Origin of the sequence: Bradyrhizobium xenonodulans (assembly GCF_027594865.1) — a bacterium.
GTDB classification, from domain to species: Bacteria; Pseudomonadota; Alphaproteobacteria; order Rhizobiales; family Xanthobacteraceae; genus Bradyrhizobium; species Bradyrhizobium xenonodulans.
Window position 1 is genome coordinate 6,853,787 of sequence record NZ_CP089391.1, and the last position, 13,905, is coordinate 6,867,691.

The following is a 13,905-nucleotide window of genomic DNA, read 5'->3' on the forward strand; positions in this document are numbered from 1 at the left end:
ATCTGTCGCTGTACCTGAGAGATTAACCGCGACGGCTCAGCCGTCGCGGCGGTCCCCTTCGGTGGGCACTCGAAGTGCCACTCTCCAGATCGTTCAGCTGCACGGTCACTTTTGCCTGAGAGTTTCCTGGGGGTTGCTCCTTCGGCGCCGGTCAACACCGTCACGACGGCGACCGATCTCTCCCATGCAGCCTATTGAACGCGATAGGTTCTTCTCTCTTGCGCCTCCGCAATTGGAGTCGGCCTGTCAATTGCCAACGTCGTAAAGAGTCGTGGTCGTCTCGACCGCTTCGTCATGCAGACCAGCGCGCTCTACCGCCGCCGCGGCGAGTTGCCGGGCTTTGCGCCGAATCTGCGCCTCGTCGACTCCCTGCACCTTGCCGTCGACATATGACGGCTTCCCGTCAACCCAGGTTTGCACGATCGAAGCGGTCGATGCGGAGAATACCAGAGCCTGCAGTGGGTCGTAGAACGGCGTCCATTCGACGTGGTCCAGGTCGAAGAGGACGAAATCGGCCTTCTTGCCGATTTCCAGCGAACCGATCTCGTCGTCCCACATCAACGCCTTTGCACCTTCGATGGTCGCGGCGCGCAGTGCTTGTCGTGCGGTGAAGATGTCCGGTTGCAGGCGGGCGTCCTTGAACATGCCGGCGACGAGCAGCATTTGCCGCATGAGGTTCATGTTGCCGGCGGCCGACACGCCATCGGTGCCGAGGCCGACTTTAACACCGGCCTTCACCATCTCTGGATATTTTCCGATCGCGGTTGCTCCCTTCCCCAGCTTGAATGACGAGCATGGGCAGAAGGCGACGCTGGCGCCACGTTCGGCGAGAAGACGGACCTCTTCGTCGGAAACGGCCGCGCCGTGGGCGATCACCAGGTTCTTTCCGATGCCCCCGGCCCGATCGATGCGGGTGATGGGCCAGCAGCCATATTTCCTCTCGCAGACCTTTGCCTCCTCGATCGAGGTCGCGAGATGGTAGGTGGTGCCGACGCCAAGCCTCTCGGCCAATTTCACCGCTCCAACGTGGAGTTCGAGGCTACACGGCTCCTTGCCCTCGATATTGACCCAGCAACGTGCACGGCCGTCGAGGGCTCCGTTGTAGCGGACGACACAATCCTCGAGCACCTTGAGTGCCGCTTGGGCGTTCGGGAAGAAATGATGATCCACCATTTCCTTGGTCCAGCCGCGGGGGAGCTCAGGCGGAGGATTGTCGGCCGCGTGCCGCCCGGTGATGCCGCGAATGCCGACCTTTTCCATCGCGCGAATGACGATGCCGGGATCGTATTGCGAGCCCATGTCAAGAAAACAAGTGGTGCCACAGCGCAGCATCTCAGTGATGCCCAACAGCGCGCCCCAATATTCGTCTTCTTCGGTGATGTGAGCGTAAAACGGCTTAGCCCAGTGGAACACCCAGGCGCGGGTATTGAGATTATCCGGAAAGACCGCGCGCGACAGCGTCTCCGAAAGATGAACGTGGCTGTCGACGAAGCCCGGGCAGACACCGAGCATCTTGCCATCGATCACCTTGTCGAAACCGACCTTCTTTTGCCGCGCGGCCACGTCATCGGCTTGACCGATATCCGCGATACGGTCGTCTTCGACGACGAGGCTCGCGTTGCGCACAACCGTGTCGTTCTCGTCGACCGTAAAAGCAAAGTTCAAGTCCTTGATCAGCGTGCGCATGCCTCTTCACCCACTACTCTGCCATCACGATCGCCCCGCCGGCGCACCGCGCCGGGACGCCGGGCGATGTCGAGCGATCTTCAAACGAGCGAAACAGCTCGTCCCCTTGGAGCCACCGTCAAGCGACGGCAGCCCTGCGCACAGCCCCGCTCCTCTTGGCCGTACCCACGGGAATCAGCCGGTCGGTGTCGGCGTAGTCGGAAAGCAGTTCCGACCCATTGGCGGTCACCAGCAGCATATCCTTGTTCTGCATGCCGAAGCCATGGCCGGTGTCGTAACAAAGCGGTTCGAAACCGAGCACCATGTTCTCCTCGAGCGGCGCGTCGTTGCCCGGCTTGCCTAGCACCGGCGTCAGTCCGAGATAGGGATCTTCGTGCAGGTGCAGGCCGATGCCGTGACCCACGAACGAGATCGGCGGCAGACCGAGCTTGGCGAGCTTCGTAATGAACGCATCGTAGATGCTGCGACAGCTCGCACCCGGCTTCACCTTCTCCATGATCTCGTATTTGCATTCGACCAGATGCGCCCAGATCTTCTCGGCCATGGGCGGCGCCTCGCCGACGATCGCCGTGCGGCAAACGCCGGCCTGATAACCGTCGATGACCGAGAAAATCTCCACGCGGCAGACGTCCCCACGCTTCAAGATGCGCTCCGACGGGCCGACGTTCGGCAAGACGCTGCGCTCGCCGGTCGCCACGATCATCAGCTTGAAGTGATCGGCGCCCAGAGTATAGACATTGCGCGTCAAGTGCCCGGCGATGTCCATTTCGGAATTGCCCTCGTCGACCACGGCTAGTGTGTCGGTAATGGCCTGGTCGGCAATGCGGGAAAGCCTGCGCAAGAGCGCAATCTCCTCCGAAGTCTTGATCTGACGGAGCCGGGCCAGGATCGGCTCGGCGCGCTCGAACTTCGCGGCCGGCATGGCCGCGAGCAAACGGGCAAAATCACCTGCCGGCAGGTAATCCATTTCGAGTCCAATGCGAGCCTGAGCAAGTCCGAGCCCCGCGAGCTGGTCGGCGAGCACAAGCATGGGATCGTCCGAGAATTCCGCCCAAATGCGCGTCGGCACGTCCGGCTGGCGACGCTTGATCGTCGACGCCTCCATATCGACGCCGAATAATGCCGAGCGGCCGTCGGCAGTGACGATGGTCATTGCATGGCGGTGACGGATGAGCGGTTGCGAGGGGACCACGAACCCCGCTGTGTACGAGAAATTCTCAGGCGAAGAGCAGATGATGGCATCCAGCCCATGCTGAGACATTGACTTGACTTGTTTCGCGACAATTTCCGCCCGCATGACTGCTCCCTTTTTTCAACTTCGTGCTGCGCGCTTAATCCCGCACGCGGTACTTTTCGATTTTCTTCTGGTCGACCTCGATACCCATTCCCGGCCCGGATGGAACGACGATTGCACCGTCGACGACCTTCATCGGCTCGACGAGCAGATCGTCCTTGTAGTAGATGCCGGCCACCTGACCGTGCTGGAATTCCGCCGGCGTCGAAATCGGAATGACGCAGGACAGGGTCACGGAGGGTGAGGCTGCGGCGAGTTGGACGTTGGCAAGATTGCCGATGCCGGTCTCGATCGAACCGTTGACGTTGCAGATGATGCCCGCCGCCCGGCACACCGCCCCGACTTCCATGGCCTTGTAAAGACCACCAGCCTTTGTCGTATAGATGGACACGATTTGGATGCCGCCGGACCGAACGATCTGGATCGAATCGTGCGCGTTCCAGGCCGACTCGTCGGCCATGACGGGCGCGTCGATGCGACGACCAACCTCGGCAATGCGCTCGATGCCCATGACGGGCTGCTCGACATATTTCAGCCGATTCTTCTCCATCCTGCGAACGACTTGAACGGCCTCGCCAGGCGTCTTGTAGCCTTCGTTGGCGTCCACGCAGATTTCGACGGCATTGCCGGCGACCTCGCGAACGGCATCGACCATTGCAACGTCTCGATCCGGATCGACCCCGATCTTCACCTTGATGGTTCGCACGCCCTCCTGCACGAGCTTTGCAACCTCGACGCGCGCCTCTTCGATCGAGATCAAGCCGATGGAATGTGTCACCGGCACACGATCGCGCGCCCTACCGCCGAGGAGGGCACTGACGGGGATATCGAGCCAGCGACCGGCAAGGTCGTAGGCGGCGAACTCGACGGCAGCCTTGGAATAGGGGTAACCCCTGATCACTGCGTCCATTCGCGCGTGCAGTTCGGCGATATTACCGAGCTCGACGCCGATGATCGCGGGAGCCAGATAGGTGTCGATCACGACGCGCGTGATCAAGGTGGATTCGCCAAAATACCGGCCGAACTCGCCGCCCCAGTCCTTGAGTGCCGGCGCCTCGCCCCAACCAACGCGACCGTCGCTGTCAGTCATCTTGACGATGACGTATCGACCGATCACCTCAGTCAGACCTGCCCATTTGTGCTCTCGCCGGGTCGGCAGTTGGACAATCAATGTTTCGACGGATTTGATCGTGGGCAAATGGGCCTGCCTTATTTGGTTTTGGTTTCGCGCTCAGTTTGTTAGGGTCGAAAAGCAAGATCATTGATCGTGATCACACTTTATGATCATAAATCGCGACGGTCAAGTGTCGCGGCGCCGGCATTGCGCCTAGCTTAGGCGCCGGTTGCCCGCGGGTCAGAGGAGGAAAAATTGACGATCGTCGAAGCGACAAACTACTTCGCCAAGCAGGGTCAGGCGCCGGCGGTGCTCCAACAGCGCCGCCAGGCAAGCGGCATCCGCCGCGAACTCGGCCTGGATCCCGGTGAGATCCTTGTCCTGCGCGAGGGCAATGGACCCGACGTCAGGTGGGAGTGCAGATTTCCCTCTCGTGCAGCATATGAGGCCGATATGGCGGCGCGAGCCGGCTCAGAGGCGTTTGCTCAAGCGCGCCGGGTGATGCATACGCTGGTGGAGCGGTTCGAGCGGCACATCTATGAAATGGATGACGGCCGCTAGAGCGCTGTCGCTCACACTGCCTCTGCTTGACCGAGCAGCCTGAGCCCATCGGCGCATCCCGGTCTCCCTGGAATGGCGAAGGGCCCGCTCAATCAGCGGACTATCGGAGATGCCGATAGGTCGCATTGGAAATGCTGATTTTTAAAACCGCTCTAATGGTGAGAGCTTCCTCCGACAGCCGTCCAACAGAACGGAGCAAAGGGGAGCCGATGTCATTCATCCAGAACACTTGGTATGCCGCAGCATGGTCGCGTGAAATTACACGCAGCTTGTTGTCACGAAAGATCGCCAACGAAAGCATCGTCTTCTACCGCAAGGAAGCTGGCGATATCGCCGCGCTTACTGATCGGTGCCCGCATCGCTTCGTCCCGCTGCACCTCGGAAAGCTCAAAGGCGACATCGTCGAATGCGGCTATCATGGGCTGTGCTTCGATCCGAGCGGCGCATGCACACTTAACCCGCATGGCGATGGCGCGATCCCGAGGGCGGCTAAGGTCAAGAGCTACAAGGTCGTGGAGAAACATGACGTAGCGTGGGTCTGGCTGGGGGATGCAAGCAAGGCGGACGAGTCCTTGATCGCGGACTTCAGCGTTTTGACCAACCCGAAGTTTCGCACGGTCAGCAGCTATCTCCACGTCCAGGCCAATTATCAGCTGGTTTCTGACAATTTGCTCGATTTGAGCCACGGTCAGTACCTTCACCCGATGTTCAAGAATGCGGAGGGGCCGCCCAAATTCGAGGCGGAAAAGGAACCGCAACCCGATGAAGTTTGGGCAAAATTCTCGCGCCCCAATCAGCTGCCGAACAAGTATTTTCAGATGCTGGGCTTTCCAAAGGATCAGCGAGGCGACCATCGTAACTTCATGCGGTGGAACGCCCCGTCGCTCCTCCTGCTCGACGTCGGCATGACGGGCGTCAACAGGCCGGCAGAAGAAGGGATTTCAATTCCCACGTCTCACCTGCTCACGCCGGAGACGGAAACGTCGACGCACTATTTCTGGGCTATGTCGCGCGATTTCCGCCAGGACGAAGATGATCTCAGCCAAGAATTGCTAAGGGCCGGCGTCGCTCTCTTCGACGACGAAGACAAGCCGGTTATCGAGGCTCAGCAGCGCATGATCAACACCCAGGACTTGATGTCGCTGAAGCCAGTTCTTCTCCAGACTGACGGCCCCGCGGTCAGAGCACGGCGGATCGTAGAGGCCCAGCTCAAAGCCGAGCAGCCGTAACGGCGTAGCGTTCGGCCGCCCGACCGCGAGTCAATAAGCGACGAGCGCTGAGCGTCTCAAGCTACTCAGGTAGCAGGGTCAATCGTTTCCGCTGGCAGACCGGGCGTCTGCCCCTCCCTGACTTGGCCGCCGCATCAGACCGGCGGCCTTTTTTTTGCGTCACGCAATCTGGACATCGCTAGATGTCGAGAACCAGTTCCTCGGACAAGGACCGAGAACAACAGATCGTTATCCTGTCGTTCCTTTGCTTCTCGGCATCGGTCTGAAAGGAATCCCTGTGCTCAGGTCGGCCCGCGAGGACCTTCGTAAGGCACGTTCCACATATTCCTTGTTCGCAGGAAAGGTCGACGCAGACTCCATTCTCCTCGAGGACCGAAGCGATCGATTTGTCGCCGGGCACAACAAGTCGTCGGCCGCTGCGCGATGCCACGACCGTGAACGATGCCCCGCCCTTCGCCTCGCCCGCGGAGAAGCTTTCGGTGTGAATCCTCTCCTCGAGGCAGCCAGCTTTTCTCGCCGCCGAAAGGGCAAAGTCGATGAAGCCTTTCGGTCCACATATGTAGATGCTCGTGCTGGAGCATACTCCGTTGAGATCCCGCTCTGGCTGAAATCGCTGCTCCGCCGGCCCATCGTCAACGTGCAGCCGAAATCGGCTAGCGAAGGGCGAGGCCGAGACTTCGTCGAGGAAGGGCGCACGATCCTGGGTCCGAACGCACAGGTGGAAGTCGAAATCATTGCCGATCGTCTGCAGCCGATAGGCCATCGAGAGAAGCGGAGTGATACCGATTCCCCCCGCCAGGAGGATCGCGCGTCCGCCATCTTCAACGAGCCCGAAATTGTTGCGCGGCCGCCCAATCTTGACGATCATTCCCTCACGAAAAGTCTCGTGAACCGCTCTGGATCCCCCTCTCGAGCCTGGATCGTTGAGGATCGCAAGTCTGTAATAGCCTGACTGGGAGGGATCATTGCAAACAGAATACTGCCGAACGAACTTGTCGGAGACATGGACATCAACATGCGATCCGGCAGAAGCACTCGGGAGTTCTTTTGACGTCGCGGATTCGAGCTCGATGCTCATGATATCGCGGGCAACGTAATGGAGCCTGCGAATCCTCACTTCCATCGTATGTTCTGGATCGACCATCGTTCCAATCCGACGCGTGTCATGAGCCACTAGCGGTTACCGCCGCAATGACTGGCCAAGGGCTGGATGTTATTCAATTCCCGAACTACGCGGAAATCGCTTTCCTGGAGACCAACTATCGGTCTGATCGATAGTATGCCCAAGTCCTGCGTATAAACGCCCCGCGCGGCCTCGGCGGCGAGCCTATGCGCCTCGAATGTCGGCAACGAGGCGTTCAACGTCGACAAGCAAGCCGGCGGACCGCTTGCTGAGTTCTTCGGCCGAACGAGACACGAGCTGCGCCGCTGCGCCGGTTTCGCTTGCCATCCGATTGACACGAACGATGTTGTCCGAGACCTGGTTCGTGCCGCGGGCCGCGTCCTGAATGTTGCGAGCGATCTGGCCAGTCGCAATGCCCTGCTGCTGAATTGCCGAGGCGATCGCCACCGTGATCTGGTTGATCGAGACGATCGTGCTACCGATGCCCTCGATGGCCTCGACCGCCTCCGTCGTCGCACCTTGCATGGCTTGTATCTGCGCGGAGATTGCCTCGGTTGCCTTCGCTGTTTGGCCAGCGAGCGACTTTACTTCATTTGCGACCACCGCGAAGCCGCTACCAGCCTCTCCAGCGCGCGCGGCCTCTATGGTGGCGTTGAGAGCCAGAAGATCGGTCTGACCGGCGATATTGGTGATCAATTTCACCACATCCCCGATCTTCTGGGCCGCGGCCGACAACCCATGCACGACTTCATTCGTGCGTTTGGCTTCATCGACGGCCTGTGAAGCAATCGTGGTCGATTGATCCACCTGGCGACCGATCTCATGAACCGACGCGGAAAGCTGCTCCGTTGCGGCGGCGACTGTCTGCACATTGGCCGAGGTTTGCTCTGCGGCAGCAGCGACCGTCGTCGCCTGTTCGCTCGCCTCTTCCGACGAAGCCGACATTCGCTGCGACGTGACGTGCATTTCGCGCGCTGCCTTGGCAAGCGTATCGAGCGATCTCCTGACCTCGGTTTCGAATTCATCGGCCATCCTGGTGATGAACTGCCTCTTTTCAACTTCGCTCTGCTGCCTCAGCTCGTCCTGAGCGTGACGCAAACGAACGGTCTCGGTCATGCCCTCCTTGAAGACCTGGACGGATCTGGCCATTGCGCCGATTTCGTCCTTTCTGTCCTGAGCGGGGATTGTCACCTCGGTTCCCCCGCTCGAGAGCTTGAGCATCGCCGTTGTCATTGCCGCGATGGGGTTGGCCACGTTGCGGCTGATCAGGAGAGATACTCCGGCCACGAGCAAGAGGATGAAGAAGACGATCCCTCCCAGGCGGCGCGCTTCGGTCCAGAAGATTTGGTCGATATCGTCGATATAGAGGGCGCTGGTCAGAACCCACCCGTATATCGGGACTTCAGTGGCATAGGTCAGGGTTTGCACCGGGTCGCTACCGCCGGGGCGCGGGAAGCTGAACGTAACGAAGCCGCCGCCACGAGCGGCGACCGCGACCGCTTCACGAAAGAAGTAGACGCCGTTTGCGTCTTTCGTTTGCGTCATATCCTTGCCCTCGACGGCTTGCTTGGGATGCACCTCGAGGATTCCCTGTTTGGTCGCGGCGTAGAAGGCGTTGTCCTTGTCGAAACGCAGCATGCGAAGCAGCGTTCTCGACCGTTCACGCGCTTCCAATTCTGACAGGCCGGCTTTGCGCCCGGCTTGGTTGTCGGCTTCGATCGCGGTGCGGGCCAGCAGAACCAGTTCTTTCACCTTCGCCTTTCTATCTTCGAGCAAGGTGTCCTTCAGGGTTGATAGACCGATGCCGGCGGTGCCGACCATCCCGAGAATTGACAACAAGACGACGATCAAGAGCTTGGTGGAGATGCGGAGCGATCCGAACATGCAATCAGTGTCCCGCGTTGGCAGAGTTGCGAGCCCGAGCGTTCACTTGGCGTGAGCTATTTCTTCAGGAGATCGTTGGTGTAGAAATCTGTAACCGGCTTGCTGACATCGACGCTCTCGGTTGCGGCGATCAGTTTCAACGCATCCGATATGGTCTTGTCGCTGATCCAGCCAGCCGGCCGGCTCTTCTCGAAATTCAGGGTGGCTGACGTGGCGACGATTTGCGCCTTGATCAACTCATCCGAAGGAGCTGCGCTCCAAGCGCCTTTCAGCGCCGCCGTCGCTGCCGCCGGCTCTGACCTTGTCAGCTCGATTGCCTCCTCGGTCGCTGCGAGGAAGCGCCTGAGCGGTTCGGATTTTTCGGCGATTCCCTTGTCGCTCACGACGACGGCCAGCCCAGGCACGGCGAGGCCGAACTTCGGCATGTCCAGCACAGGGAATTTTGTGCCGCTTCGCTCCTCGATGAGGGGCAGATCAACGTTGGTATAGACGCTGATGAGATCGACGCGCTTTTGCATGAATTGCGGAAATTTCACCTGCGGATCGACTTGAACCTTGTTGATCTTGTCGCAGTTGATCTTGTTGATCGCGCAGAAGACTTCCAGATAGGTCGTGGCCGGGTCTCCGACGGAGATCGCAAGCGATTTGCCTTCCATCTGCACGGGTGTCGTCACGGCCTTGTCGGGCCACGAAATGAGGGCGAAGGGGGCTCGCTCCTGATATATCGCCGCAAGTTTGACCGGCATTCCTTTTCCGATTGCCGAGATCGCGAATATGGCCGGGACGATCACGACGTCTTCGTTGCCGCGTACAAGACCTCCGAGAGCTGCCTGTGCACCGGCGCCTTCTCCGAGAACGACTTCGATTCCCTTCTTTTCGTAGAGGCCCCTCGCTTTACCCAGGTAGAGGAAGCCATACTCCCCCTTCAGCTTCCAGCTGAACCTGACGTTCACGGTGTCCAGGGCCTGCACTGTCGTTGTCCAGAACGAGGCGGCAATCGAGACCGCAACAACCCCAAGAACCTGACGCATCTTCGACATAAGTCCCTCCTCTTCGGTTCTGTGGGCAATTTGTCCGTCGCAGAAACGGTCCCCTTGGCCGTACTTTGATCTCGTATTGTGATCACAATTCGGTTAATGTCAAGCGACTTGCTCGTCGGGAGAACCACAAAACACCCGGGCCGGCAGATGCGCATCGGGTACACTCGCCAGGGAAGGGAGCGAAGAGCTTCCTACGCACCGTGGAAACTTCGAAGAGAATACCCATGCGATTCCGGCACCTCGACATGAATCTGCTCGTCGCGTTGGACGCCATCTTGACCCAGCAGAACATATCGCGGGCGGCCGAGCGATTGTTGCTGAGCCAATCAGCGACCAGCGGAATCCTATCCAGGCTACGAGAGCATTTCGAGGACGAATTGCTGGTTCGTAATGGCCGCCGGATGGTTCTCACACCTCTGGCAGAGGAACTGGCGGGTCCGCTCCGCGCCATCCTGACCGAAACGGAAAAGCTTTTGGCCATACGCAGCTCTTTTGACCCGGCGACGTCCGAGCGAAATTTTACAATCGCCTGCTCGGATTACGTCTGGGCAACTCTCATCGTCGATATCCTTGCCGCGTTGCGTGCCGTCGCCCCCTCGGTGAATATATTCTACCAGGGTCCAAGCACCCGCTTCTTTCGCACCGAAATCGATTTCCTGATCGTCCCGGATCGATTCATGCTGGAAGATTGTCCGTTCGCTTCCCTCCCCTCGATCAGCTACGAATGTATCGTATGGAAGGAAAACGAGAGTGTCGGAGATAGCTTGACGCTCGAGCAGTTTCTCGAGATGCGTCATGCGCAGGCCTATAGCGAACGAGCAACGTTCATTGAGACTTGGTTCTTCAAGCAATTTGGCCGCGCGCCGCAGGCCGGGATAACGGCACCAAGTTTCACCCTGCTTCCGCAAGCCGTTATCGGGACTCAATTCCTCGCGCTCATTCCCGCAGATCTGGCAGATCGGGCCGCGACGACTCTCCCGATCAGAAGGGTCGAAGCGCCCATATCCCTCCCCCTCATGACCGACGTTCTTCAGTGGCGCATCTCACATGAGCGAGATCCCGGGCTGCAATGGCTGCGAACTCTCATTCTCGACGTTGCCCATCGAAGAAGCAACTCTCGATAGATGATGAGTTCCCGGTTGCGAGGTGTAGACACAGGGGTCTCGGCCAAGCCGCCATTACGTCGAATGCGTCGCACGGCTACAGTTGAAGAACGAAACCTCTATGCGTCTCATCTTCAGCAATCGACCACATTGACTGCGAGGCCGCCCAAACTCGTCTCCTTGTACTTGGTTCGCATGTCCTCTCCGGTCTGACGCATCGTTTCAATTACGGCATCGAGGGACACGTGATGCCGGCCATCACCATGCAACGCGAGCATCGTTGCGTTGATCGCCTTGATCGCGCCCATTGTGTTGCGCTCAATGCACGGGATCTGCACGAGGCCGCCGATCGGGTCACATGTGAGACCGAGATTATGCTCCATGCCGATTTCGGCCGCGTTCTCGATCTGCCGATTCGTGCCGCCTAGGACGGCCACAAGTCCTGCAGCCGCCATGGAGCAAGCTACGCCAACCTCGCCTTGGCAACCCATTTCGGCGGCGGATATCGAAGCGTTTCGCTTGTAGAGCATACCGATCGCGGACGCGGTCAGGAGAAAAATGCGGGCTTTTGCCGGGCTTGGATCCGGGAAGAATATCTCGGAAAATTTCAGAACCGCGGGTATGACGCCGGCAGCTCCATTCGTCGGGGCGGTGACGACGCGTCCCCCGGCTGCGTTCTCTTCATTGACCGCGAGAGCAAAAAGGCTGACCCACTCCATCACGTGAAATGGGTGTGTCGCCCCCTTCGACGATGCCTTGAGCTTGCTGAACAGACCTGGCGCACGGCGCGGTACATTCAGGCCACCGGGCAGAACACCCCCGTTGACACACCCGCGCTCGATGCAGCGCATCATTGCGTCGCGAACGCTATCCAGGAATGCGCTGGTTTCAGTCTCTTCCCGATGCGACAGCTCGTTGGCAGCAACGATTTCAGCAACCGACAAGCCGGTGCTCTCACCTATCGCGAGAAGTTCACGCCCTGTCGTGAATGGGTACGGCTCACATCCAACGTTTCGAACGGCGGAGTTGCTCGGCTGATCGCCTTCGCACACGATCGCGCCGCCGCCAACGGAGTAATAGGTTTGGCGAAGCAGGACTCCCGTATCCGAATGTGCGGCGAATTTCATGCCATTTGAGTGCTCCGGCAGGAACTCCCCGGTGCAGAATGCCAGGTGCTTACTCTCATCGAAGCCAACCGCATGGCGACCGCCAAGCATGACCTCGGAACGCGATCGGATCAGCCCGGCGATGATGGGTATGGCCTCAGGATCAACGGATTCTGGCAGCCAGCCCGATAGTCCCAGCAGAATGGCAATATCGGTGCGGTGACCTTTGCCGGTCAGCGCCAGTGACCCGTAGAGCTCGACGACGACGGAGCGACAGCGCCACAGATCTTCGCCCAGGCATTCGATGAATCGATGGGCCGCGCGCATCGGTCCAACGGTATGCGAGCTGGACGGGCCGATCCCGATCGTAAAGAGATCGAGTACACTGATCGGACCGGCTGAACGCCCGGGCGGCAAACCTGCAGTGGTGACTTTGTCGACGGTCTTGGACATGGGCGCGCATCTCAATCCGTTGATTGATTTTCAAATGCGCCCCATCTGTCTATTTGCCTGAGAGTATTATCCCGTCGGCGGGTGCCAAGGCACCTCTTTCCAGATGTTATTCCCTCACCCGCGGTCCTTGTTGCCTGAGAGTTTCCGGGGCGGTTGCTCCTTCGGCGTCGGCCGGAGCCGAGCTCTTCCGCAAGCGACGTCTATGGGACTCGACCTCCTGAGTCACGACATCAAATTCGTGGCTGCACTCCTCAAGTATTCTACTAAGCGGCTTGGGTCAACAATGAAGCGAAGATGCGAAGTCTTGCTGTTGTGCGGTCGTTCACGGGGTTGACTTGCCGATGGAGGGATTTCGGTCGGGGCGCTTTGCATTGAGCCATTTGGTCTTGTCGGTCAATCCGGAGTGCACAGCCAGCGATGAGTTACTTCGCTGAGGACTTCGATTGAATGCTGCTCACAGTGCTGGCTCGCGATATCGAAGATTTCAAGCGAATCCACCGGACTGAACTCTCGTGCCTTGCGGTGTAGGTATAGGACGCGGCGTTGGCATGGGGCTAAACGTGGGTCGGCCGTGCGGCGCTGGAGATGGAGCGGGCTGCGGGCGGGCGGGATCGGGAGCCGGTATCGGGGACTCGGAGACTGGGCAGGCCGGAAACGCCATGCGCTGGGTGCGCATCGAAGAGGCGGACATTCTGCCAGAACAGGCTGTCGATCAGGCCCGGCATGCCGTCGGCGCTGTTGATCTTGCGCAGGACGGTCTCGCTCGTGTCGTGCTGCCGGTCCGCGATCTGCGTGCCGGCAGAGCGCGCGGATGCCGGGGTCGTCGCTCCGCATCGGCACCGGTGTCGGCTGCCCTGCCTCGATCACGGCGACGGCTTCCAGCACCGCTTGCACCGCATGCACGGTCACCTCGTTGCGGTAGATGCTGGATTTTGCTGCACGCCGCATCGGGAAGGTCCGGAATGCCCAGATTGGTCCGGCGTCGAACTCCCCATCCGCCTGAAACACCGTGACGCCCCGCTCTGCGACGCCCTCCAGAATGGCGCAGTCGAGAGCCGCCGGTCCACGATCGCGGGCGGCCCCGGATGGACGATCAGGCAACGGACGCTGCGCCAGACATCCTCCGGGACCGCCCGCTTGAGGAACGACGCGATGACGAGATCCGGCTGATGCAGCTTCACGCTTTCGCGTGTGGTGTCGGCATGGATGTCGAGCTCGACCGAAACCGCGAGGCCGCGCTCGCGGAGCTCGGCATGCAGCCGCTGCGTCAGGCTGTTGAAGGGATGCGACATGAGCAGAATGCGCATCTTGG

The 13,905-nt window shown here is 59.7% G+C and carries 11 protein-coding genes and 2 riboswitches; of the genes, 3 read left to right on the forward strand and 8 right to left on the reverse strand.

All coding sequences use genetic code 11. The annotated features are described in order from the left end of the window. Nucleotides 1-92: 92 nt before the first annotated feature. A riboswitch (glycine riboswitch) is annotated at nt 93-195 on the reverse strand. A 51-nt stretch (nt 196-246) separates the two neighbouring features. The 3 genes from I3J27_RS32635 to I3J27_RS32645 all read right to left on the reverse strand — a co-directional run bounded on the left by I3J27_RS32635 (nt 247) and on the right by I3J27_RS32645 (nt 4,178). Further along, nucleotides 247-1,686 carry an amidohydrolase family protein gene (locus tag I3J27_RS32635; protein ID WP_270162996.1) on the reverse strand — a complete coding sequence of 480 codons (1,440 nt, stop codon included), beginning with the start codon at nt 1,684-1,686 and terminating at the stop codon, nt 247-249. A 118-nt stretch (nt 1,687-1,804) separates the two neighbouring features. Then, on the reverse strand, nt 1,805-2,983 hold the full coding sequence (locus I3J27_RS32640; protein WP_270162997.1) for a M24 family metallopeptidase: 1,179 nt from the start codon (nt 2,981-2,983) through the stop codon (nt 1,805-1,807). A gap of 34 nt (nt 2,984-3,017) precedes the next feature. Then, the gene (locus tag I3J27_RS32645; protein WP_270162998.1) at nt 3,018-4,178 is read right to left on the reverse strand and encodes a mandelate racemase/muconate lactonizing enzyme family protein; all 1,161 of its coding nucleotides are present in this window, start codon (nt 4,176-4,178) and stop codon (nt 3,018-3,020) included. Nucleotides 4,179-4,349: 171 nt separating this feature from the next. On the opposite strand from I3J27_RS32645, the gene I3J27_RS32650 reads away from it, so the two are divergent. Both I3J27_RS32650 and I3J27_RS32655 read left to right on the forward strand, forming a co-directional pair. Then, nucleotides 4,350-4,655, forward strand: a complete 306-nt coding sequence (locus tag I3J27_RS32650; protein WP_270162999.1) for a hypothetical protein — start codon at nt 4,350-4,352, stop codon at nt 4,653-4,655. 209 nt (nt 4,656-4,864) lie between these two features. Continuing rightward, on the forward strand, nt 4,865-5,884 hold the full coding sequence (locus I3J27_RS32655) for a Rieske 2Fe-2S domain-containing protein (RefSeq protein ID WP_270163000.1): 1,020 nt from the start codon (nt 4,865-4,867) through the stop codon (nt 5,882-5,884). 178 nt (nt 5,885-6,062) lie between these two features. On the opposite strand, the gene I3J27_RS32660 is transcribed toward I3J27_RS32655, so the two are convergent. From I3J27_RS32660 to I3J27_RS32670, 3 genes are all read right to left on the reverse strand, one after another. Further along, nucleotides 6,063-7,028, reverse strand: coding sequence for a PDR/VanB family oxidoreductase (locus I3J27_RS32660; RefSeq protein ID WP_270163001.1), 966 nt, complete (start codon nt 7,026-7,028; stop codon nt 6,063-6,065). A gap of 183 nt (nt 7,029-7,211) precedes the next feature. Then, nucleotides 7,212-8,891, reverse strand: a complete 1,680-nt coding sequence (locus tag I3J27_RS32665) for a methyl-accepting chemotaxis protein (protein ID WP_270163003.1) — start codon at nt 8,889-8,891, stop codon at nt 7,212-7,214. A gap of 56 nt (nt 8,892-8,947) precedes the next feature. After that, a complete protein-coding gene (locus tag I3J27_RS32670; RefSeq protein WP_270163004.1) occupies nt 8,948-9,931 on the reverse strand; it encodes an ABC transporter substrate-binding protein in 984 nt (327 codons plus the stop codon). 224 nt (nt 9,932-10,155) lie between these two features. Between I3J27_RS32670 and I3J27_RS32675 the strand changes: the two genes are divergently transcribed. Next, a complete protein-coding gene (locus I3J27_RS32675) occupies nt 10,156-11,055 on the forward strand; it encodes a LysR family transcriptional regulator (protein WP_270163006.1) in 900 nt (299 codons plus the stop codon). 113 nt (nt 11,056-11,168) lie between these two features. Here I3J27_RS32675 and I3J27_RS32680 read toward each other — a convergent pair whose 3' ends face one another. Both I3J27_RS32680 and I3J27_RS32685 read right to left on the reverse strand, forming a co-directional pair. After that, nucleotides 11,169-12,593, reverse strand: coding sequence for an L-serine ammonia-lyase (locus I3J27_RS32680; protein ID WP_270163007.1), 1,425 nt, complete (start codon nt 12,591-12,593; stop codon nt 11,169-11,171). A gap of 111 nt (nt 12,594-12,704) precedes the next feature. Beyond that, a riboswitch (glycine riboswitch) is annotated at nt 12,705-12,793 on the reverse strand. A gap of 705 nt (nt 12,794-13,498) precedes the next feature. Next, complete coding sequence (locus I3J27_RS32685) at nt 13,499-13,900, reverse strand: formyl transferase (RefSeq protein WP_270163009.1); 402 nt, start codon at nt 13,898-13,900, stop codon at nt 13,499-13,501. Between the last annotated feature and the right edge of the window lie 5 nt (nt 13,901-13,905).